This window comes from Streptomyces sp. NBC_00572 (assembly GCF_026341815.1).
Lineage (GTDB): Bacteria > Actinomycetota > Actinomycetes > Streptomycetales > Streptomycetaceae > Streptomyces.
On record NZ_JAPENX010000001.1, the window covers coordinates 555146 to 575623 of the forward strand.

At 72.7% G+C, this 20478-nt stretch carries 24 protein-coding genes; 12 read left to right on the forward strand and 12 right to left on the reverse strand.

Annotated features, from left to right (window positions below):
• Window positions 1-2: 2 nt before the first annotated feature.
• Complete coding sequence (locus tag OG514_RS02595) at window positions 3-887, reverse strand: SDR family NAD(P)-dependent oxidoreductase (RefSeq protein WP_266890387.1); 885 nt, start codon at window positions 885-887, stop codon at window positions 3-5.
• Window positions 887-1684 carry an acetoacetate decarboxylase family protein gene (locus OG514_RS02600; RefSeq protein WP_266890389.1) on the reverse strand — a complete coding sequence of 266 codons (798 nt, stop codon included), beginning with the start codon at window positions 1682-1684 and terminating at the stop codon, window positions 887-889. The genes OG514_RS02595 and OG514_RS02600 overlap by 1 nt, the downstream gene beginning before the upstream one ends.
• A gap of 96 nt (window positions 1685-1780) precedes the next feature.
• Here OG514_RS02600 and OG514_RS02605 point away from each other — a divergent pair, with 96 nt between their 5' ends.
• From OG514_RS02605 to OG514_RS02635, 7 genes are all read left to right on the forward strand, one after another.
• Entirely contained in the window at window positions 1781-2419 is a 639-nt protein-coding gene (locus OG514_RS02605; RefSeq protein ID WP_266890391.1) for a TetR/AcrR family transcriptional regulator, read from the forward strand.
• Between the two features lie 389 nt (window positions 2420-2808).
• Window positions 2809-3069, forward strand: a complete 261-nt coding sequence (locus OG514_RS02610; RefSeq protein ID WP_266890393.1) for a hypothetical protein — start codon at window positions 2809-2811, stop codon at window positions 3067-3069.
• Between the two features lie 70 nt (window positions 3070-3139).
• A complete protein-coding gene (locus OG514_RS02615) occupies window positions 3140-4126 on the forward strand; it encodes a DEDDh family exonuclease (protein WP_266890395.1) in 987 nt (328 codons plus the stop codon).
• Between the two features lie 63 nt (window positions 4127-4189).
• Window positions 4190-4423, forward strand: a complete 234-nt coding sequence (locus OG514_RS02620) for a hypothetical protein (RefSeq protein WP_189830397.1) — start codon at window positions 4190-4192, stop codon at window positions 4421-4423.
• A 78-nt stretch (window positions 4424-4501) separates the two neighbouring features.
• Window positions 4502-5332, forward strand: coding sequence for an SURF1 family protein (locus OG514_RS02625; protein ID WP_266890398.1), 831 nt, complete (start codon window positions 4502-4504; stop codon window positions 5330-5332).
• Window positions 5333-5366: 34 nt separating this feature from the next.
• Window positions 5367-7157 carry a glycoside hydrolase family 15 protein gene (locus OG514_RS02630; RefSeq protein WP_266890400.1) on the forward strand — a complete coding sequence of 597 codons (1791 nt, stop codon included), beginning with the start codon at window positions 5367-5369 and terminating at the stop codon, window positions 7155-7157.
• A gap of 4 nt (window positions 7158-7161) precedes the next feature.
• The gene (locus tag OG514_RS02635) at window positions 7162-7917 is read left to right on the forward strand and encodes an SDR family oxidoreductase (protein ID WP_266890402.1); all 756 of its coding nucleotides are present in this window, start codon (window positions 7162-7164) and stop codon (window positions 7915-7917) included.
• Window positions 7918-7920: 3 nt separating this feature from the next.
• Here OG514_RS02635 and amaP read toward each other — a convergent pair whose 3' ends face one another.
• The 5 genes from amaP to OG514_RS02660 are packed head-to-tail and all read right to left on the reverse strand — an operon-like array spanning window position 7921 to window position 10259.
• The gene (gene amaP, locus OG514_RS02640) at window positions 7921-8508 is read right to left on the reverse strand and encodes an alkaline shock response membrane anchor protein AmaP (RefSeq protein ID WP_266890404.1); all 588 of its coding nucleotides are present in this window, start codon (window positions 8506-8508) and stop codon (window positions 7921-7923) included.
• A 26-nt stretch (window positions 8509-8534) separates the two neighbouring features.
• Window positions 8535-9176 carry a DUF6286 domain-containing protein gene (locus tag OG514_RS02645; protein WP_266890406.1) on the reverse strand — a complete coding sequence of 214 codons (642 nt, stop codon included), beginning with the start codon at window positions 9174-9176 and terminating at the stop codon, window positions 8535-8537.
• Window positions 9173-9532, reverse strand: coding sequence for an Asp23/Gls24 family envelope stress response protein (locus OG514_RS02650; RefSeq protein ID WP_266890408.1), 360 nt, complete (start codon window positions 9530-9532; stop codon window positions 9173-9175). Before OG514_RS02650 ends, OG514_RS02645 begins: the two co-directional genes overlap by 4 nt.
• 6 nt (window positions 9533-9538) lie before the next feature.
• Window positions 9539-9730, reverse strand: a complete 192-nt coding sequence (locus OG514_RS02655) for a hypothetical protein (protein ID WP_266890410.1) — start codon at window positions 9728-9730, stop codon at window positions 9539-9541.
• 52 nt (window positions 9731-9782) lie between these two features.
• On the reverse strand, window positions 9783-10259 hold the full coding sequence (locus tag OG514_RS02660) for an Asp23/Gls24 family envelope stress response protein (RefSeq protein ID WP_266890412.1): 477 nt from the start codon (window positions 10257-10259) through the stop codon (window positions 9783-9785).
• 93 nt (window positions 10260-10352) lie between these two features.
• Between OG514_RS02660 and OG514_RS02665 the strand changes: the two genes are divergently transcribed.
• Window positions 10353-11000, forward strand: a complete 648-nt coding sequence (locus tag OG514_RS02665) for a hypothetical protein (RefSeq protein WP_266890414.1) — start codon at window positions 10353-10355, stop codon at window positions 10998-11000.
• 88 nt (window positions 11001-11088) lie between these two features.
• Here the strand turns inward: OG514_RS02665 and OG514_RS02670 are convergent, their stop codons facing one another.
• The 3 genes from OG514_RS02670 to OG514_RS02680 all read right to left on the reverse strand — a co-directional run bounded on the left by OG514_RS02670 (window position 11089) and on the right by OG514_RS02680 (window position 14237).
• Window positions 11089-11889 carry an enoyl-CoA hydratase/isomerase family protein gene (locus OG514_RS02670; RefSeq protein WP_266890416.1) on the reverse strand — a complete coding sequence of 267 codons (801 nt, stop codon included), beginning with the start codon at window positions 11887-11889 and terminating at the stop codon, window positions 11089-11091.
• 132 nt (window positions 11890-12021) lie between these two features.
• Complete coding sequence (locus tag OG514_RS02675) at window positions 12022-12243, reverse strand: helix-turn-helix domain-containing protein (RefSeq protein ID WP_006123601.1); 222 nt, start codon at window positions 12241-12243, stop codon at window positions 12022-12024.
• A 395-nt stretch (window positions 12244-12638) separates the two neighbouring features.
• Window positions 12639-14237, reverse strand: coding sequence for an ABC-F family ATP-binding cassette domain-containing protein (locus OG514_RS02680; RefSeq protein WP_266890418.1), 1599 nt, complete (start codon window positions 14235-14237; stop codon window positions 12639-12641).
• A 264-nt stretch (window positions 14238-14501) separates the two neighbouring features.
• Between OG514_RS02680 and OG514_RS02685 the strand changes: the two genes are divergently transcribed.
• Both OG514_RS02685 and OG514_RS02690 read left to right on the forward strand, forming a co-directional pair.
• Window positions 14502-15392: a neutral zinc metallopeptidase gene (locus tag OG514_RS02685; protein ID WP_266890420.1), complete on the forward strand. Its 891-nt coding sequence runs from the start codon at window positions 14502-14504 to the stop codon at window positions 15390-15392.
• A 67-nt stretch (window positions 15393-15459) separates the two neighbouring features.
• Window positions 15460-15861 (forward strand): VOC family protein, encoded by a 402-nt coding sequence (locus tag OG514_RS02690; protein ID WP_266890422.1) that lies wholly within the window; start codon window positions 15460-15462, stop codon window positions 15859-15861.
• 31 nt (window positions 15862-15892) lie between these two features.
• Here the strand turns inward: OG514_RS02690 and OG514_RS02695 are convergent, their stop codons facing one another.
• On the reverse strand, window positions 15893-17221 hold the full coding sequence (locus OG514_RS02695) for a hypothetical protein (RefSeq protein WP_266900727.1): 1329 nt from the start codon (window positions 17219-17221) through the stop codon (window positions 15893-15895).
• Between the two features lie 190 nt (window positions 17222-17411).
• Complete coding sequence (locus OG514_RS02700) at window positions 17412-18539, reverse strand: alpha/beta hydrolase (protein WP_266890424.1); 1128 nt, start codon at window positions 18537-18539, stop codon at window positions 17412-17414.
• A 397-nt stretch (window positions 18540-18936) separates the two neighbouring features.
• Between OG514_RS02700 and OG514_RS02705 the strand changes: the two genes are divergently transcribed.
• The gene (locus OG514_RS02705) at window positions 18937-20205 is read left to right on the forward strand and encodes an inorganic phosphate transporter (RefSeq protein WP_266890426.1); all 1269 of its coding nucleotides are present in this window, start codon (window positions 18937-18939) and stop codon (window positions 20203-20205) included.
• A 12-nt stretch (window positions 20206-20217) separates the two neighbouring features.
• Window positions 20218-20439 (forward strand): hypothetical protein, encoded by a 222-nt coding sequence (locus tag OG514_RS02710; protein WP_266890427.1) that lies wholly within the window; start codon window positions 20218-20220, stop codon window positions 20437-20439.
• Window positions 20440-20478 lie beyond the last annotated feature (39 nt).

Sequence of the window (20478 nt, forward strand, 5' to 3'; positions counted from 1 at the left end):
CCTCAATCGAGAATGAAGCTCTCCAGGTACGACGGGTTGGCGCGGTCGAGCATCGACCGCGAGCGCGCCCTGATCTGCCGGTCGCTGTGCTCGCTCTCCGGCAGCATCCAGAAGCGGTCGGCGCGGATGCCGTCGACGACGTGTTCGGCGACCTCCTCCACCGGGGTGAAGGCGACCTCGTGGCCGGCCTCCTTCATGGCGGCCTCCCACTGGTCGAGGCTGCGGTACGGGGTCCTGCGCGGCCGCTCCTTGGCGTACCGCTCGGGCCGGTTGCGGTGCGACTCCCAGAGGCCGGTGCGGAGCATGTGCGGTCCGGGGAAGAGCACGGAGGCGCCCACGCGCGCGTGCTCGGCCCTGAGATGGGCGTAGAGCGACTCGGTCATGGTGACGACGGCCGCCTTGGTGACCGCGTACACGGAGGCGGTGGGCAGCGGGGCGATGCCGCCGTCGCCGGAGGAGGTGTTGACGACGTGGCCGGGCTCGCCGGACGCGATCATGCGGGGGACGAAGGCCTGGATGCCGTGGAAGACACCCCAGACGTTGACGGAGAAGGCCCACTTCCAGTCGTTGGGCTCGTGCTCCCACATACGGCCCTCGGCGCCGGAGCCGACGCCCGCGTTGTTGCAGAGGACGTGGACGGCTCCGAAGGTGTCGTACGCGGCGTCCGCGAACGCCCGCACCTCGTCGGGGTCCGAGACGTCGACCGTCCGGGCGAGGACCTGCGCCCCGTCCTCCATCAGCTCGTCGGCGGCCGCCGCGAGCGCGCCCTCCTCGACGTCCCCGAGGACGACGGCCAGGCCCTCGGCGGCGAAGCGACGGGCCATGGCGCGCCCGATGCCGCTCGCCGCGCCGGTGACGACGGCGACCTGTCCCTCGCGCAGCTCCATCAGACGCTCCCTTCCGGCGGGCCGTCGAGGATCTGCTGCGGGTCGTCGTACCGCTGGTGGATGTACGGCAGGAGGGCCTGCGCGGAGACCCGTTCGGCGACCGTGCCCCTCTGGTCGGTGGTCTTCTCGCCGATGGTGATCTCGACGAGCCGGCGTACGGGGAGGTCGGCGACGGGGTCGTACATCGACTCGCGCAGGACCACGTCGCCGGTGATCCGCTCCAGCTTGCGCACCTTCTCGTTGCGGACGCAGTGGACGAGGACGGGCTCGGCGTCGAAGCCGGAGCCGTCGACGCCGGGCAGGAACTTGAAGTAGAAGTCGGTCTTCTCGACGGGCTCCGGGAGCGGCAGCGGTCCGGAGACCGCGCCGCGCACCTCGACGAAGTCGATGCCGTGCCGCCCGAGCGAGGCGCGGACGACGAGCCCGTCGCGCTCGACGACGACCTCGCCGAGCTTCTTCGGCTCGCCGAAGACCTCACGGCCGCCGACCAGGGCGCGCTCGTGGGTCATCGGCATGACCAGCGGGTACCAGCCCTCCCGGTCGCCGTGGGCGGCGGCGACGGCCACCGAGCCGGCGCCGAGGGGATAGCCGGGCAGGTCGACCTTGCTGATGTTGGCGCGGACGAGGGGCCGCGCGGTGGGTTTCAGCGGGGGCGGCAGGACGGCCGCGACGACGTCCGGGTCGGTCTCCCAGACGGCGACCACTCCGGTGGACCAGATGTCGGGGAGTTTCGCGCTCTTCGTCCGGGCCGCCGTGATCTCGGCGTCGGTGCGCGCCCCGTACCGTACTCGTGCCATGACGTACCACCCTTCATGGAGTCGGGTCTGTAACAGAGTTACACCGGCGGCGATGAAGGGTAAATAGGCGTGCACGGAACAGAGTTGGGGGCACGGATGGCGCGCACCGCACTCACCCGCGAAGAGATCCTGGAGACCGCCGCCGCTCTGGTGAAGCAGCACGGCCCCACCGCCCTCACCATGCGCAGGCTCGCCGCCGAGCTCGGCACCGCGGTCACCTCGATCTACTGGCACGTCGGCAACCGGGAGTCCCTGCTCGACGCGCTGGTCGAGCGGACGGTCGCCGACCTCGCCGCGATCACCCCGCACGGCCGCACCCCCGCCGCCCGGATCGTCTCGGTCGCCCGCACCCTCCGCCACGAGCTCCGGGCGCGCCCCCACCTGGTGGCGATGGTCCACGAACGGGGCCTGACCGAGCGGATGTTCCTGCCCGCCCAGCGGGCCCTGGCCCAGGAGGTCCACGCGGCAGGCCTGCGCGGCACCAGGGCGGCGGACGTCGTGCGGGCCGTGCAGGTCCAGGTCGTCGGTCACGTGCTGGTCGAGCGCAACCGGGAACGCTCCCCCGCCCAGTCGCCCGCGGAGACGGAGCTCTGGCAGACGGCGACGACGGACCCGCCCGACCCCGCCCTCACCCGCGCCCTGGCCGCCCCGGTCGACCCGGACCGGCTCTTCGCCACCTCCGTACAGGCCTTGGTGGACGGCCTGTTGGGACCCGACGGCGTGCGCCCGGATTAATGCCGCACACGCTCTCCGCGGAGGTCTGAGCTCCTGGACGCCTTCGCCGGGTTCATGGCCCTGCCGTCCCGGGAGGGCAGGGACGCCGCGTACGACCCGCGGACGGTGCGCCAGCGGTACGACCTCGTGGGCGACTCCCGGGTCCACGTGCCGATGCTCGTCGATCTGGAGCACCGCACGTTCCTCTGGACGGATCTGCACCTGCCGCCGTCCGACGGCTTCCAGAGCGTGGGCACGCACCGCGCGGAGCTCGGCCGGGTCGGCAAGGACCTCCACCAGTACTTCACCGCGGGGCGCACCACGCTGTGGGACCTGGCGGTCCGGCACGCCGCGGCCCGGACGGACGAGGTGCACGCGCTGCGGCGCGGATACGGGGGTCCGGACGAGGTGTGGGGGTACGAACGGCGCCCGGCCGAGCCGGTGGAGGCCTTCGCGGACCGGATCCGCAGGTCCGGAGCGCCCGGCGCGCGGACGGGCCGAGGGCGGCGGGGGCGGTCGCGGACGGCCGGAAGGCCTTCCCGGCGCTCCTCGACGGGGACGTCGTGCCGGACGGGGCCTCGGGCACCGTCTACCGGCTGCTGCCGGGTCCGGTGGACGGCTGCGGTCTCGAACAGGCCGCGGCCGGGGATCTGGTGGCCCTGCTGGGCTGAGTCGCGTGGCCGATTCCGGGGCCCCCGGGGACACCGGGGACGGAGTTGTCCGTCGCGGGCCGTATTCTCAGTGACCGTGCTTGACGACCGTACGACAGCAGCGACGTGGCCGGCCGCCTACCCGCAGGGGTACGCGGTCGTCGACGTGGAGACCACCGGACTCGCCCGCGACGACCGGATAGTGTCGGCTGCCGTCTATCGGCTGGACGCCCAGGGGAACGTCGAGGACCACTGGTACACGCTGGTCAACCCCGAGCGTGATCCGGGACCCGTCTGGATCCACGGGCTCACCACCGACGTCCTGGAGGGCGCGCCGCTCTTCCCGGAGATCGCGGCGGAGTTCGCGGCCCGGCTCGACGGGCGGGTGCTCGTCGCGCACAACGCGATGTTCGACTGGCAGATGATCGCCCGGGAGTACGCGCGCGCGGAGTCCGCCGCACCCGTGCGGCAGCGGCTGTGCACGATCGCGCTCGCCAAGGAGCTGTCGCTGCCGCTGCCCAACCACAAGCTGGAGTCGCTCGCCGCGCACTTCGGCGTGGTGCAGCAGCGCGCGCACAACGCGCTCGACGACGCGCGCGTGCTGGCCGAGGCGTTCCGGCCGAGCCTGCACGCGGCGGCCTCGCGCAACGTCCGGCTGCCGCTGCTCGAATGCCGGCCGCTGACCGAGTGGGCCTCGTCGCCCGCGCAGCCCCGGATCGGCCAGCAGGCCTCGTACGCCTCCTCGTACCGGGCGGGCAGCTGGCGTCCCTCGCGGAAGCGTCCGCCGTGCCCGTACCCCAACCCCGGCCGGTACGAGAAGGACAAACCGCTCAAGCAGGGCATGCGGGTGGCCTTCTCCGGGGACACCTCCGTCGACCGCGAGCTGCTTGAGGACCGTACGGTCGACGCCGGTCTCCATGTGGCCGGGAGCGTCTCCCGGCTGACGAGCCTGCTCGTCACCAACGACCCGGACTCCGCCACCTCCAAGACCGTGAAGGCCAAGTCCTTCGGCACGCCGGTCGTCGACGAGGCCGCGTACACCCAGCTGCTCCGCGACGTGGCCCCGGCAGACGGGTGACACCCCCGGCCCTGCGGGCGTGCCGAGCTGCGCGCGCCCGCCGGGAGCCCCACCCTGTGGCGCATGGCACGTTGTGAGGTCTGCGGAAACGATTACGGCATGTCCTTCGAGATTCATGCCCAGGGCGCGATCCATGTCTTCGATTGCTTCGCCTGCGCCATCCATCGCATGGCGCCCATCTGCGAGCACTGCCGGGTCCAGATCATCGGACAGGGCGTCGAGGTCGACGGAAGCTGGTACTGCGGCGGTCACTGCGCCCGCGCGGAAGGAAAGGTGGGCATCGTCGACAGGGTCTGAGGAAACGATCCTCGGCTCGCCCGGGGCGAGCCGAACCCCACTGCGTGCACCCCATGGACCGAGTTGTACGGTCATGGGGTGTACCGCTTCCTGTTGTCCCGGCAGTGGGTGATCCTCACCCTCATCGCCCTCGCCCTCGTCCCGACGATGATCGAGCTGGGCTTCTGGCAATTCCACCGGCACGAGCGCCGGGTCGCCCAGAACGCCCTGATCGCGGACAGCATCGCGGCGAAGCAGGTCCCGGTCGAGGAGCTCACCTCCCCCGGCCACACGGTTCCGCGCTCCGACTACTGGCGGCCCGTCACCGCCACCGGCACCTTCGACACCGCCCACGAGGTGGTCGTCCGCCGCCGTACCTCCGCCGACGAGCGGGTGGGCGTCCACATCCTGACCCCGCTGGTCCTCCGGGACGGCCTGGTCGTCCTGGTCAACCGCGGCTGGGTACCGGCCGCCGCCGACCAGCACTCCTTCCCGCCGGTACCGCCCGCCCCCAAGGGCGAGGTCACCATCACCGGCCGGCTCAAGGCCGACGAGACGACCGGCGCCAGCGGCATCAAGGACCTGAAGGGCCTGCCGGACCGCCAGGTCATGCTCATCAACAGCCGGCAGCAGGCGGAGCTCATCGGCCGCGAGGTGCTCGGCGGCTACCTGGAACAGATCACGCCGGAACCCGCCGGGGACACCCCCGAGCTGATCCCCGAGCCCGACCACGAATCGATCGGCGCCCACATGGCGTACGCGGTGCAGTGGTGGCTCTTCGCGGGCGGGGTACCCGTCGGCTGGGTCATCCTGGTCCGCCGGGAGAAGCTGGACCGGAAGGCCGCTGCCTCGTCCGACACGCCTGGAAACGACGCCCCCGGGACCCCGGGGAGGGACCCCGAAGCGATCCAGGCCACTCCGTCCCTCTGATTGACCGCCGCCGCTTCCGGGAACAGCCCAAAGCGTGACGCAACGTATCGACGAATACGCCCTCATCGGCGATCTCCAGACCGCCGCGCTCGTCGGCCGCGACGGATCGGTCGACTGGCTGTGTCTGCCCCGCTTCGACTCGGCCGCCTGCTTCGCCTCGATCCTCGGCGACGAGAACAACGGCCACTGGCGGATCGCCCCCAAGGGCGCCACGACCTGCGCCCGCCGCCGGTACGCCGAGGACTCCCTCGTCCTGGAGACCTACTGGGAGACCCGTACGGGCACGGTCAAGGTCGTCGACTTCATGCCGCAGCGCGACAAGGCCCCCGATCTGATGCGGATCGTGGAGGGCGTCAGCGGCAGCGTCGAGATGAGCGCCGTGCTGCGGCTCCGCTTCGACTACGGCTCCGTCGTGCCCTGGATGCGCCGCGTCGACGGCCACCGGGTCGCGATCGCCGGTCCCGACTCGGTCTGGCTGCGCAGCGAACCGCCCGTGAAGACCTGGGGCCAGCAGTTCTCCACCTGCTCCTCGTTCAGCGTCACCGCCGGCGAGAAGGTGGCCTTCGTGCTGACCTGGCACCCCTCCCACGAGCCGCGCCCCGACCTCGTCGACCCCCACGAGGCCCTGGAGCAGTCCCTCGCGGACTGGCGGGAGTGGTCGGCCCGCTGCACCTACCGAGGACCGTACCGGGAGGCGGTGCTGCGCTCCCTGATCACCCTCAAGGCCCTCACGTACGCCCCGACCGGCGGGATCATGGCCGCCCCCACCACCTCCCTGCCGGAGGAGATCGGCGGCGTACGGAACTGGGACTACCGCGCCTGCTGGCTGCGCGACTCCTCCCTCACCCTCGGCGCGCTGCTCGCCGCCGGATACGTCGACGAGGCCTGCGCCTGGCGGGACTGGCTGCTCCGCTCGGTCGCCGGCGACCCGGCCGACCTGCAGATCATGTACGGGCCCGCCGGGGAGCGCCGGCTCCCCGAGACCACCCTGCACTGGTTGCGGGGCTACGCCGACTCGGCGCCGGTACGCACCGGGAACGCGGCGGTGGACCAGTTCCAGCTCGATGTGTACGGCGAGGTCATGGACTCGCTCCACCGCGCGCGTGAGGCCGGGATCCCGGCGGAGCGGCACGCCTGGAACCTCCAGCTGAGCCTGCTCGGCTTCCTGGAGTCGACCTGGCGCGAGCCCGACGAGGGGCTGTGGGAGGTGCGCGGCGCGCGCCGCCACTTCACCCACTCGAAGGTGATGGCCTGGGTGGCGGCCGACCGGGCGGTCCGCACCCTGGAGGCGGACCCCTCGCTGCCGGGGGACGCGGCACGGTGGCGGACGATGCGGGACGAGATCCACGCGCAGGTGTGCGCCAGGGCCTACGACCCCGTCCGGAACACCTTCACCCAGTCGTACGGCTCGGCGGAACTGGACGCGGCGACCCTGCTGATCCCGCAGGTCGGCTTCCTGCCGCCGGACGACCCCCGGGTGGTGGGCACGGTGGACGCCGTACGGGCGGAGCTGATGCACGGCGGGTACGTCCGCCGCTACAGCGCCGACTCGGGCGCGGTGGACGGCCTGCCGGGCCAGGAGGGCACCTTCCTGGTCTGCTCCTTCTGGCTCGCGGACGCGCTCCGGCTGACCGGCAGGCCCGACGAGGCCCGGGAGCTGTTCGAGAGCCTCGTGGCCCTGAGCAACGACGTGGGCCTCCTCGCGGAGGAGTACGACCCGGTGACCGGCCGCCAGCTGGGCAACTTCCCGCAGGCCTTCAGCCACATCGGCCTGGTGGGCACGGCGCTCGCGCTGGCAGGCGAGGATCAGGACCCGGCAGGATAGGGCCATGGATCTTGGGCTGAAGGACCGTGTGTACGTGGTGACCGGGGCGACGCGGGGGCTCGGGCGGGCCTCCGCCGAGGCGCTGCTCGCCGAGGGGGCCAAGGTGCTCGTCACCGGGCGCGAGGAGAAGACCGTCGCCGAGGCCGTGGCCGAGCTGGGGCCGGGCGCGTCCGGAATCGCCGCCGACAACACCGACCCGGGGACCCCGGCACGGCTCATCGCCGAGGCGCGGGCGCGGTTCGGCGGCTTCGACGGCGTCCTGATCAGCGTGGGCGGTCCCGCCCCCGGTTTCGCGGCGGACAACACCGACGAGCAGTGGGCGGCCGCCTTCGACACCGTCTTCCTCGGCGCCGTTCGGCTGGCCCGCGCGGCCGCCGAGACGCTCGGCGAGGGCGGCGTCATCGGCTTCGTCCTGTCCGGTTCGGTCCACGAACCGATCCCCGGTCTGACCATCTCCAACGGGCTGCGCCCGGGTCTCGCCGGCTTCGCGAAGTCCCTCGCCAACGACCTGGGACCGCGCGGTGTGCGGGTCGTCGGGCTGCTGCCGAGCCGGATCGACACCGACCGGGTGCGGTCCCTGGACGCCCTCTCCGGCGACGCGGACGCCTCCCGGGCGGCCAACGAGGCCACGATCCCGCTGCGCCGCTACGGCACCCCGGCGGAGTTCGGGCGGACGGCGGCCTTCCTGCTGTCGCCGGCCGCCTCCTACCTGACGGGCCTGATGCTCCCGGTGGACGGTGGGGCGCGCAGCGGCTTCTGACTCTCAGGTGACCCTGCGGGCCCGGTGCTTCACGGCCCGCAGGCGCGCCTCGGTGGGCAGGGCGGACAGGCCCGTGGAGGCGCGCGCGTGGGCGAGCGCCTGGGTGCTGAGCGTGTTCAGGGCATCCCCCGGGGAGGCGTACGGCTCCAGGAGGAGCGCGACGCGAGTACGGGGGGCGCCGCGGCGGCCCGTGAGGGAGACCCGGGCCCGGGCCACGCCCTCCTGGGCCGCGGCATCCGCCTCCAGGACGCCTTCCAGGGCCCGGCCGCGCAGGATCGCCTCCTCGCCGTCGCCGGTGTCGACGACGACCTCGGCGAGCCGGGCCCGCCGGAACTGGGCGAGCAGCCACCACAGGGCGAGCAGGACGACGAGCCCGAGCGCGGCGATGACCACCGGCCACCACCAGCCGTCCTCGCGCCATCGCTGCCGGTCGGCGGTGGAGAGCAGCACGTCCGAGGGGCCCGACCAGGGCCACCAGGACGGTACGGAGAGGTCGAGGGCGGCGGCGAGGACCGCCCCGCCGCCGACGACGAGGAGCAGCCCGGCAAGCCCGAGCAGGGCGCGGTTGACGCGCCGGAGGACCACCCTCACCGGATCACCGTTTCCTGGCTCATGGCTCACTTCTTCCTGGGCGGCCGGGCCACCCGTACCGTCAGCGCGGGCGGGTGGGCGAGGCCCAGCTCGTCGACGCCCGTGGCGAGGGCGGTCTCCACGTCGGTGCGGACCTCGTCGAGCGCCCGGAAGTGCGAAGCGGCCTTCACCGACACCTTGGCGCGGCCCATCCGCACCCGGACGGCCTGCACCCCGGAGACCTCCATGACGCGGTCCCGCAGGGCGAGGGCCGCGGCCTCCCGGTCGAGTCCGGCCCGTACGTCGGCGTGTTCGCGGCGCATCGGGAGGACGGCGCGCAGGCCGGGGGTCGCGGCCAGGATCAGGAGCCAGATGCCGAGGACGACCGCGACGGCCGCGCCGACCACGACCCAGGTGTCGTCGAGCGGCCGGGTCGCGAGGCCGTCGGCCAGCTCGCGCCGCCAGGCCATGGCGGTGCGGTCGGCCCGGACCGCCGCCACGTCGTAGAGGAGGAGCCCGGCGCCGCCGAGGACCAGGGCCGCGAGTACGCCGGCCGGGATGCGGCGGACGGCCCAGAAGCGGCGGACCGCGGGTGTGGGGGCGGCGTCGGCCAGGACGGGGACGCCGTCGGGGGCGGCGCCCGTCGGCTCGGGGCGCGCGCCGGGCGCGGGTTCCGGTGTGGTCGTCATGACAGGCGGTCCCTCGGGGTGGCCTGGCGGGTGAGCGGGGAGTGGAGGCGTTCCACATGGACGGTGACCTCGTGGACCTCCATTCCCACCAGCTCCTCCACCTGGGTGCGGACCCGGCTTCGAACGGCCCCGCACCGGCGTCCGACGTCGGTGGGGTAGTCGAGTTCGAGGCTCACCGCGACCCGGGCGACGTCCCTGTGGACGACGACCGAGGCGTGCGGCTTCGAACCGCCCCGGGGGACGGTGCCCACGGCCTCCCTCGCCGCCTGGGCGGCGATCTTCGCGACGACCCGGTCGGCGATCGATGTCGCCCCCCGGTCCCGCACGGGGTCCCGGGAGGCGAGGTCAGCGGCCACCCCGGGTCACCGCGGCCGGTCGCCGCGGTCGCGGCCCCGGAACAGGTCGCCGGGTTCGAGGTCGCCGTCGAGGAAGCGGCCGGCCACGAAGCCGATCCCTCCCAAGGCCGCGACCAGTACAAACGCTCCGAAGCCGCCGAAGTATCCGGCGAAGCCGAGAGCCATGCCGGCCACCAGGCCGACCACCGCCATGCTCATTCCTGACCCCTTTCCGAGTCCTCCTGAGCCCCCTGTGTGCAGCTGTCAGCAGCTACTGGAGCCGTGACTCCGGCTCCTCGTCCTCTTCGTCGGGCAGTTTCACGTCGCTGACCGCGATGTTGACCTCGACGACCTCGAGTCCGGTCATCCGCTCGACGGCCGCGATGACGTTCTCCCGGACGTCGCCGGTGACGTCGGCGATGGAGACGCCGTAGTCGACGACGATCTCCAGGTCGAGCGCGGTCTGCACCTCGCCGACCTCGGCCTTCACGCCACGGGTGACGCTGGACTTGCCGCCGCCCCCGCCGGGCACCCGGTCGCGTACGGCACCGAAGGTGCGGGAGATGCCGCTGCCCATCGCGTGGACGCCGACCACGTCGCGGGCGGCCAGACCGGCGATCTTCTCGACGACGCCGTCGGCGATCGTGGTCCGGCCCCGGGTGGCCGGATCGCCGCCGCCCCGTTTGGTGACCGAGGTGCGGCGCGGTTCGTCGGTCGGGGAGTCGCCGGAGTGAGTGGTGTCCGCCATCAGATTTCGCCCCTTCTGGGTTAATTCGGGGTTCTTCGCCCACACTAAGGGCGGTTACCCCGTTCCGCCCCGGGAATACGGCAGGCTGGGGCAATGACGACGGCTGAGGGTTGGACGGCGGCGGTACGGGATCGCCTCGCCCCGGGCAGGCTGCTGCCGCTCGGAGCGGCGGCGGAGGGGGCGTGGATCACCGAGCGGGCGGTGCGCGGGGTACTGGGCCGGGTGGCCGCGGACGTACGGGGCGTGGTGCCCGGCAAGCTGCGGATCGGTCCGGCGGACCCGGCCGGAGAGCCGGAAGCGGGTGCCCTGCTCGTCACGGCCTCGTTCGGCGCGATCGCCGGGCGGCCTCTGCCGGAGCTCGCCGAGGAGCTGCGGGCGGTGCTGCTCACCGCCGCCGAGGACGGGATCGGGCTCGTGGTCGGGGCCGTGGACCTGCGGGTGACGGACCTGCTCGACGCGACGCCGCCGGAACCGGACGTGGGCGCGGCTCCCTCGCCGGGCCTCACCTCACCGGCGACGGACGATCCCGCGGCGCTCACGGCGCTCGGGGTGCCGGGTGTCGCGGGGGTGACGGACGCACTGGGCCCGCCGGTGCGCCGGGGACCCGACGGGGTGCGGGTGGAACTGGCGGTGACCGCCGGGGCCCGCCCCCTGGACGTGGCCCGCGCCGTGCGCGCGGCCGTGACCGCAGCCACCCCGGAGGCGGCCGCGGTCACGGTCGTGGTGTCGGAACTGCGCTAGGGGGTGTCTGACGCTTGGCATCGGATCAGGACCTGGGGGCCGTCCGGCTCCGATCCGCCGGACAGCTCCTGGCGGGTGGGGGCGGGCGTCAGTCGCCGAGGCCCGCGAGGTCGCGCAGGCGGCGGGCCTGGGCGGCGCGCTCGGCGGTGCGCTGCTCCTCGTACGAGCGGCCGGAGGCAGCCTGGAGGAGCGCCTTGGTCTCGGTGACCGCGTCGCGCGGCGCCGCGAGCAGGGCGGCGCCGAGGTCCCGTACCGCCGCGTCGAGCTCGTCGACGGGCACGGACAGGTTGGCGAGACCGATGCGCTCGGCCTCCTCCGCGTGGACGAAGCGCCCGGTGGCGCAGATCTCCAGCGCGCGGGCGTAGCCGACGAGCGAGACGAGCGGGTGCGTCCCGGTCAGGTCCGGGACGAGGCCCAGGCTGGTCTCGCGCATGGCGAACTGCACGTCCTCGGCGACGACCCGCAGGTCGCAGGCGAGGGCGAGCTGGAAGCCCGCGCCGATGGCGTGGCCCTGGACGGCCGCGATCGACACGAGGTCGCTACGGCGCCACCAGGTGAACGCCTCCTGGTACTCGGCGATGACCGCGTCGAGGTTCTCGTCGGAACCGCGCGCGAGATCGATGAAGGACGGCTCTCCGTCGAAGCCCTCGGGCGTGAACGCCTGCCGGTCGAGTCCGGCGGAGAAGGACTTTCCCTCGCCGCGCAGGACGACGACCCGCACGCTGCCGGGCAACGACCGGCCGGCTTCTGTCAACGCCCGCCACAGAGCGGGAGACTGAGCGTTGCGCTTCGCCGGATTGGTCAGGGTCACCGTGGCAACGGCGTCCTCGACGGTGAGCCGTACACCGTCCTTGTCGAATACGAGCTCAGAGTCGTCGAGCGTAGTCATGGGGGCGCCTCCGATTACGGTGCAGCACTGCATGCGAAATGCTAAGTGACTGCACAGTAACCACCTGGCCGGTACGAAGACCGACCGGGTGGCCACCGAGAGACCCGGTGGCCCGGTCGAGGCGTCCCGATGTCAGGCCGAGGCGGCTTTCTTGCCCCGTGTCGCTCCGCCGCGTCCACGCAGCGTGACTCCGGACTCGCTGAGCATCCGGTGGACGAATCCGTAGGAGCGGCCCGTTTCCTCGGCCAGCGCCCGGATACTCGCACCGGAGTCGTACTTCTTCTTCAGGTCTGCCGCGAGCTTGTCGCGCGCGGCGCCGGTCACCCGGCTGCCCTTCTTCAGAGTCTCGGCCACCCGTGCCTCCTCATGGGAAGTGCGCTCTGGACTTCTCATGATCACCCCTCCCGTCCGTCCTGGCCACCCATTCGACAAGGTCCATGCCGCCGGGTTTGTGGACGAGCGCGCCTTCGTCACGACCGGAAGCCGGAATTCCGCTGGGCCGGAATCACGGCTCCGTACCGTGCGGCACGGGAATCAGCAGGTCAGCGATACGGGGGGAACACACGTACGGCGCGGGTCTGCCGGAAGGATTCGGCAGAGCACCGCGCCGGGGGGTACGAGACGCCCTCACTCAGATGAAGGATCACCCATGAGCCGAATGATCCAGCCCGGGATGATCACTCCGGGCCGCTCGGGGGCGCTCCCGGCGGATTCCGGGGCGATCCCGGACCCCGAGGGGCGCCGCCGGGTCAGGCCAGCGCCACCAGGTCCGCGTAGTCCGGGCCCCACAGGTCCTCGACGCCGTCCGGGAGCAGGATGATCCGCTCCGGCTCCAGCGCGTCGACCGCGCCCTCGTCGTGGGTGACGAGGACGACGGCGCCCTTGTAGGTGCGCAGGGCCCCGAGGATCTCCTCGCGGCTCGCCGGGTCGAGGTTGTTGGTGGGCTCGTCGAGGAGCAGCACGTTCGCCGAGGAGACGACCAGGGTGGCCAGGGCCAGACGGGTCTTCTCGCCGCCGGAGAGGACCCCGGCCGGCTTGTCGACGTCGTCGCCGGAGAAGAGGAAGGACCCGAGGGTCTTGCGGACCTGGACGAGGTCGAGGTCGGGCGCGGCCGAGCGCATGTTCTCCAGGACGCTGCGCTCGGGGTCGAGCGTCTCGTGCTCCTGGGCGTAGTAGCCGAGCTTGAGGCCGTGGCCCGGGGTCACCTCTCCGGTGTCGGGCGTCTCGGCGCCGGCGAGCAGCCGGAGCAGCGTGGTCTTGCCCGCGCCGTTGAGGCCGAGGATGACGACGCGGGAGCCCTTGTCGATCGCGAGATCCACATCCGTGAAGATTTCGAGCGAGCCGTAGGACTTGGAGAGCCCCTCGGCCGTCAGCGGGGTCTTGCCGCAGGGAGCGGGGTCGGGGAAGCGGAGCTTGGCGACCTTGTCGGAGGCGCGCACCGCCTCCAGACCGGAGAGCAGTCGCTCGGCGCGCTTGGCCATGTTCTGCGCGGCCACGGTCTTGGTGGCCTTGGCGCGCATCTTGTCGGCCTGCGAGTTGAGGGCGGCGGCCTTCTTCTCGGCGTTCTGGCGCTCGCGCTTGCGGCGCTTCTCGTCGGCCTCGCGCTGCTGCTGGTAGAGCTTCCAGCCCATGTTGTAGACGTCGATCGTGGAGCGGTTGGCGTCCAGGTAGAAGACCTTGTTGACCACGGTCTCGACCAGGTCGACGTCGTGGGAGATCACGATGAAGCCGCCGCGGTAGCTCTTCAGGTAGTCGCGCAGCCAGACGATGGAGTCGGCGTCGAGGTGGTTGGTCGGCTCGTCGAGGAGGAGCGTGTCGGCGTCCGAGAAGAGGATCCGGGCGAGCTCGACGCGGCGGCGCTGACCACCGGAGAGGGTGTGCAGCGGCTGGCCGAGGACCCGGTCGGGCAGACCCAGGGCGGCGGCGATGGTGGAGGCCTCGGCCTCGGCCGCGTAACCGCCCTTGGTCAGGAACTCGGTCTCCTGGCGCTCGTACTGCCGCATCGCCTTGTCGCGGGTGGCGCCGGCGCCGGTGGCGATGCGCTCCTCGTTCATCCGCATCTTCTTGAGGAGGACGTCGAGGCCGCGGGCGGAGAGGATGCGGTCGCGGGCCAGCACGTCGAGGTCGCCGGTGCGCGGGTCCTGCGGGAGGTAACCGACCTCGCCGGAGCGGGCGATCTGGCCGGCGGCGGGGACGCCCTCGCCCGCGAGGCACTTGGTGAGGGTGGTCTTGCCCGCTCCGTTGCGACCGACGAGGCCGATGCGGTCGCCCTTGGCGACGCGGAAGGAAGCGGACTCGATGAGGACTCGGGCGCCGGCGCGCAGCTCGATGCCGGAAGCGGTGATCACGGACAGACTCCAGGGCGATGGGAAACGGCGGAAGGACGGCTGATGAAGGGCTTCGACGCCGCTAATGCACGGGGAGAATGGCCATACGGCCAGTCTAACGGGCCCCTGCAACTGCTTTTAGGCCATGCGGGGCTCCGGAGCCGAATCGGAGCTTTCTCACATCTCCGCCCATGATTCACAAAAGGGGCGAGAGGTATGAGATGAGCCGATACTCGGCGCAGGGCGGCGGCCACTGCCGCGGCAGTGACGCGAAGGTGGTGAGCCGTGCAGTTCGACGACGACGCCGATCTGGACACCTCGGAGGTCAAGGACGTCCGGAGCAGCCGCATCCCGGGCGGCAAGGCGACCGTCGGCGGCGGGATCATCGGCCTCATCGCCCTGATCCTGGGCCTGCTCTTCGGGGTGGGGCCGGACCAGCTCGGACTCTCCTCGGGCGGCGACGAGCCGGTGGCCAGCTCCTCCTCGGTGGCCCAGGTGGCCCAGACCTGCAAGAAGGGTTCGGACGCCAACGCCCGCGAGGACTGCCGCATCGTCGCCGTCGTCAACAGTCTCCAGGACTACTGGCGGAGCGAGTACGCGCGCCGGGGCGGCACCTACGGGAGCGCCGCCACCGTGATGTTCAGCCAGCGGGTCCCGACCGCCTGTGGGTCCGCGACCTCGGCGGTGGGGCCCTTCTACTGCCCCGGCGACCGGCAGGTCTATCTGGACCTCGACTTCTTCGACGAGCTGCGCACCAAGTTCGGGTCGAGCGGTGGGCCGTTCGCCCAGGCGTACGTGGTGGCGCACGAGTACGGCCACCACATCCAGAACCTCATGGGGACCCTGAGCCGCGCCCAGGACGGCCGGACGGGCGCGAACTCCAACGCCGTGCGGGTCGAGCTCCAGGCCGACTGCTACGCGGGCGTGTGGGCCCGGCACGCGACGACCACGCCCGACGACCGGACGGGCCGGCCGGTGCTGACGCGGCTGACGGACGAGGACATCCGGGACGGCCTCGACGCGGCGGCCGCGGTGGGCGACGACCGGATCCAGGAGAGGTTCCAGGGCCGGGTGACCCCGGAGAACTGGACCCACGGCTCGGCCGCGCAGCGCCAGCAGTGGTTCTACGAGGGCTACCGAACGGGCGACATGGCCCGGTGCAACACCTTCCGTTGATTGTCGGTGGTGACTGCCAGACTGAGACCCGGGTCACATTCGACTGAATCGAGAGGAAGTGATCGGGATGGCTGAGGCACCCCACATCTGTCCGACGCTGACGTACGAGGACGCGAAGGCGGCGATCACCCTGCTCACGGAGGGCTTCGGCTTCCGTGCGACCGCCGTGTACGAGGCCGAGGACGGGCGCGTCGCGCACGCCGAGCTGTCGTACGGGAACGGCATGGTGATGCTGGGCAGCAAGGGGACGGGCAGCGAGTTCGACAAGCTGATGGCCGACGCCGGCCCGGTCGGCGTGTTCGTGCACGTGGACGACGTCGACGAGCACCACGCACGCGCGGTGACCCACGGCATCGAGATCGTGATGCCGCCCAAGGACCAGGACTACGGCTCGCGGGACTACATGGCCCGGGACCACGAGGGCAACATCTGGAGCTTCGGGACGTACACCCCCGGCGCCGCGGAGTAGCCGGGCGCCGGGCGGGGGCGCACGTCGCTCGTCACGCTCCCCCGGTGTGGACCTGGAAGGCGGCCCGGCGGACCGCCTTGGCCAGGGCCGGGTCCGGGTGGGCGGCGGCGAGGGCGACCAGGACCTGGACGGTACGGGGGTGGCCCACGGCCCTGATCTCGTCGAGGAGCGCCGGAACGGTGCCCTGCACGGCGGAGTCGAGGTGCCGGACGAGCAGCTCGCTCTCGCCGTGGTCGGCGACCGCGGCGGCCGTGTCCACCCAGAGCCAGGTGGACTCCTCGCGGGTGAGGACCTCCTGGGCGTCGTCGGGGTCGGCACCCTCGTACTCGGCGAGCCAGAGCAGCGCGTACGGCCGCAGGGACGGTTCGGCGACGGTGGCCCGCACCTCGGCCTCGGCGGGGGCGCCGACGACCCGGAGCGCCTCGAAGGCGAGCCCGCGCAGCAGCGCGTCCTCGCCGCGGGCGACGGCGAGCAGTTCGGTCACCGCGCTGGAGAGCGTGCGGGCCGCGAGCCAGGCGCGGTACTCGGCGCGGGCCGGGCCGGGGGTGAGCCGGGCACAGCCGCGGAGCATGTCCTCGGCGGACTGCTCGATGTTGCCCGCGGGGCTCTGCGCGGCGACGCAGATCTGCTCCAGCTTGACCCAGACCGCCCAGTTGCCGAGCGGGGTCAAAGTGGCGTGACGCCCCTCCGCGCCGGAGTCCAGGGTGAGCGCGCCGACGGCCGCCAGGCCTTCGAGGGCCCAGTCGAGCAGGGCCGGGAGCCCCTCGGTGCCGTCCACCGCGGGGGCGTCGGCGGCCTCGGGGGCCTCCTCGTCCACCGGGACCTCGCAGCGCTCCTCGCGCAGCTCCTCGACGCGCTGGCCGAGCAGGTCGAGGAGGGCGGGGACGAGGACCGGGCCCTGGGAGAGCTGGAGCAGCGACAGGACCTGCGGGAGGGCCTCGACGACCTCCGCGACGGCGCTCGGCTCGACCCCCTCGGCGGCCGGGTGCACCAGGGACCAGGCGTCGAAGAGGGCGACCCAGCCGCGCAGCACGGCGGAGTCGTCACGGTCCCAGGCGTGCAGCCGCCAGCCGGGGCGGGCGGTGTCGCCGTGGAGCTCGACGAGTCCGGCGAGCCGGGCCCGGTCCCAGCCGGCCCGGATCTGGCCGGGCGTCAGGTTCAGCGCGGCGGCGGCCCGTTCCTGGGCGGGGACGGCTCCCGGGCCGGTGCGGGGTGCGGCTACGGCGCCGCGCTCGACGGCGGCCCAGCGGGCGATCCGTACGGCGTCGGCGAGGACGTGCCGGGCCTGGCGGGCGAGCTCCGCGCGGGGCGGAGTGCCCTCGGGCGGCCGCGGCGCCGGCCGGGTGCGCCGGGTCGTCACGGCCCGTCGGGCGGTGGCCAGCGCCCGCGGGCGGACGAGTCGGAGTCTGGAGTTGCGCGCCAATGGTTCATCGGGCTTTCGAGACGTCACGGGGGCAGTCTTCCCGCTGACGGCCCGAAAGCCCAATCGGAATCGGCCGCCCCGTCGCGACGGGCCCGGGAACAGGCGCGGAAAGGGCTGTCGCGAGGTCCTAGAGGAGCGGGGTGAGGAAGCGGCGCATGGCCTCCTCGTAGCGGACCGGGTCGGCGTTCCACATCGACGCGTGCGGGGCGTGCCGCACGGTGTGGAGGGTGACCAGATCGGGGCGGCGGGCGGCGAGTTCGACGGACGGCTCGTAGGGGGCGATGGTGTCGTCGGGCCCGTGGAAGAGGAGGACGGGGACGCGCAGGGCGTCCGGTGCGGAGGCGGCCCGGAGCAGGTCGCCGTGCGGCCCGGTCCGGCCCTGGGCGGCGCGGACGGCGAGCGGGAGCAGGGGGCCGGGGACGTGGCGGGCCGAGGCGAGGTTGCGCAGGGTCGCCTCCCAGTCCAGGACGGGTGAGTCGAGGACGAGTCCGCTGATCCGGTCGCGGACCCCCGACTCGGCGGCGGCGCGAAGGGCCATCGAGGCCCCGGTCCCCCAGCCGTGCAGCACGATCTTCGACGCGCCCCGGTGGACGGCGTAGCGGATGGCGGCGTCGACGTCGCGCCATTCGGAGTCGCCGAGGTGGGCGAGGCCGTCCGGGGAGGCGGGTGCTCCCGCGTCGCCGCGGTAGGCGGGGACGAGGACGGGGATCTTGCGGCGGTTGAAGAAGGGGACGACGTTCAGCGGGTGCTCGCGGGTGGTGCCGAGGCCGTGCAGGGCGATCACCCAGGTGGTGCGGGGGGCTGCCACCAGCCAGGCCGGCAGGGGGCCGAGCTCGCCGGGGATCTCGACGTCCTCGTGGGCGAGCCCGAGGGCGCTGATCGGCGTGCCGATGTGCAGCTGGGGGGTGAAGCGGACGCGGGAGCCGGGACCGATCACCCCGAGCTCGACCCGTTCGAGGCGCCGGACGACGGTGTCGGCGGTGTGTGGGACCCGGTCGAGGACGGGGCCGACGACGGCGTGCTGGCCGTGGCCCTCCATGCCGTACGTACCGGGGCGCAGCGAGGCGAGGCTGCGGGTGAGGGTGACCCGGTCGGGGCCGGTGGCGTGCACGGTGAGTTTGGGATCTCCGGGCAGGGGACGTCCGGACGGCGCCTTGAGGGCGACGTCGCTGGCGTACCGGCCGACCGCGATCGCGGCCGCGCCGACACCGAGCAGGGTGGTGACGGCCGCTGCCGTCGCTGTAGCCGGGCGCACGCTCCCAGTCTCGACAGGGTCCGGGCGGACTGCCACCGGACGGACCCGGACGGCCCCCGAAGACCCTGCCCGGCGGGACCCCTCTCCGGAGCGCGACGGGCCCCTCGGGAGAGTGACATGGGTCTCCTCGACAGGGTCCTCCGTGCGGATGGTTCGGTCCGGGGAGCGGAACCGGGTGACGGAGGAGAAACCGGGTCAGGTCGCACGTGCCCGGTGATGGCCCGGATTACCCGGGGTTGCGGGGTGACCGCATCGTGGACACCTGCCCCGGCCGGACGCTAAGCGGAATGCCTTGACACCGGATAGGGACACCACGTCGCCCGGCCCAGTTCACCTTCCGTTCACCCAGGTTGCCTACGTTCGGCTTGCCACTGACGTCAAACGATTGCCTGGGTAAATGGAACACATCACGCTGCTGCTCGCCATTGTGGTCGTGACAGCTCTAGTGTTCGATTTCACGAACGGTTTCCACGACACCGCGAACGCGATGGCCACGACCATCTCGACCGGTGCACTCAAGCCGAAGACGGCGGTGGCCATGTCCGCCGTGCTGAACCTCGTCGGCGCTTTCCTGTCCGTGGAGGTCGCCAAGACGATCTCCGGCGGGATCATCAACGAAGAGGGCATTCGTACAGAGGTGATCTTCGCCGCGCTGGTCGGCGCCATCCTCTGGAACCTGCTCACCTGGCTGCTCGGACTGCCGTCCAGCTCCTCCCACGCCCTCTTCGGCGGACTCATCGGCGCCGCGGTCATGTCGGCCGGCTGGTCGGCGGTGAACGGCTCCACCATCGTCACCAAGGTCCTCATCCCGGCCGTCGCCGCACCGCTCGTCGCCGGCCTCGCCGCGATGCTGGCCACCAAGCTGACGTACCGGATCGGCGCCAAGACCGACGAGAAGCACACCGCCAAGGGCTACCGGGTCGGCCAGATCGCCTCCGCCGGTCTCGTCTCGCTCGCCCACGGCACCAACGACGCCCAGAAGACGATGGGCATCATCACCCTGGCCCTGGTCACCGGCGGCGTCCTCGCCCCCGGCTCCAACCCGCCGATGTGGGTCATCGTCTCCGCCGGCATCGCGATCGCCGCCGGCACCTACCTCGGTGGCTGGCGCATCATCCGCACCATGGGCAAGGGCCTCACCGACCTCCGGCCGCAGCAGGGCTTCGCCGCCCAGACCAGTGCCGCGACGGTCATCCTGGCCTCCTCGCACCTCGGCTTCTCCCTCTCCACCACCCAGTCCTGCTCGGGTGCCGTGATGGGTGCCGGTCTCGGCCGCAAGGGCGGTGTCGTCCGCTGGTCGACCGCGACCCGGATGTTCGTCGCCTGGGGTCTGACCCTGCCCGCCGCGGGCCTGGTCGGCGCCGGTGCCGAGTTCCTCACCAAGCAGGGCCCCTGGGGCATCGCCGCCGTCGCGGTCCTGCTGATCGCCGGCTCGGGCGTCATCTGGTCGCTGTCCCGCCGCAAGCCGGTCGACCACAACAACGTCACCGCCGACGACCTCGACGACGAGCCCGCGGGCGTCGTGACCACCGCCATCGCGGCCGTCACCCCGCCGCCGGCCGCCGGTTCCGTCGCCGCCGTCGCGGACGAGGACCTCAAGACCACCATCCCCGCCCCGGCTCCCACCGACCCGGCCGCGCCCTCCGCCCCCGCCGCAGCGGTGTAAGGAACGAACGACATGAAGATCGACTGGGCAGCTCTCGGCTCCGTCTTCGGAGTCAGCCTCGTGGCGACCGTCGCACTGGTGGGCCTCTTCACCCTCGGCATCATCGGCCTCTCCAAGCAGGAGCAGGCCGCCGCCCAGGGAGGCTCCGCCACCCTGGCCCGCACCGGCGCCTACGCCTGCTTCGCCCTCTGCCTCTCGGCGGTGGCGTACGGCATCTATCTGATCGTCGTCTGACGGTCCGAACTCACGACGGCCGGGCGGTCCGCACCTCGG

Coding starts and splice junctions, on each gene's coding strand:
- OG514_RS02595 (WP_266890387.1), bottom strand. CDS start 887: ATGGAGCTGCGCGAGGGACAGGTCGCCGTCGTCACCGGCGCGGCGAGC.
- OG514_RS02600 (WP_266890389.1), bottom strand. CDS start 1,684: ATGGCACGAGTACGGTACGGGGCGCGCACCGACGCCGAGATCACGGCG.
- OG514_RS02605 (WP_266890391.1), top strand. CDS start 1,781: ATGGCGCGCACCGCACTCACCCGCGAAGAGATCCTGGAGACCGCCGCC.
- OG514_RS02620 (WP_189830397.1), top strand. CDS start 4,190: ATGGCACGTTGTGAGGTCTGCGGAAACGATTACGGCATGTCCTTCGAG.
- OG514_RS02635 (WP_266890402.1), top strand. CDS start 7,162: ATGGATCTTGGGCTGAAGGACCGTGTGTACGTGGTGACCGGGGCGACG.
- OG514_RS02645 (WP_266890406.1), bottom strand. CDS start 9,176: ATGACGACCACACCGGAACCCGCGCCCGGCGCGCGCCCCGAGCCGACG.
- OG514_RS02655 (WP_266890410.1), bottom strand. CDS start 9,730: ATGAGCATGGCGGTGGTCGGCCTGGTGGCCGGCATGGCTCTCGGCTTC.
- OG514_RS02660 (WP_266890412.1), bottom strand. CDS start 10,259: ATGGCGGACACCACTCACTCCGGCGACTCCCCGACCGACGAACCGCGC.
- OG514_RS02665 (WP_266890414.1), top strand. CDS start 10,353: ATGACGACGGCTGAGGGTTGGACGGCGGCGGTACGGGATCGCCTCGCC.
- OG514_RS02670 (WP_266890416.1), bottom strand. CDS start 11,889: ATGACTACGCTCGACGACTCTGAGCTCGTATTCGACAAGGACGGTGTA.
- OG514_RS02690 (WP_266890422.1), top strand. CDS start 15,460: ATGGCTGAGGCACCCCACATCTGTCCGACGCTGACGTACGAGGACGCG.
- OG514_RS02705 (WP_266890426.1), top strand. CDS start 18,937: ATGGAACACATCACGCTGCTGCTCGCCATTGTGGTCGTGACAGCTCTA.
- OG514_RS02710 (WP_266890427.1), top strand. CDS start 20,218: ATGAAGATCGACTGGGCAGCTCTCGGCTCCGTCTTCGGAGTCAGCCTC.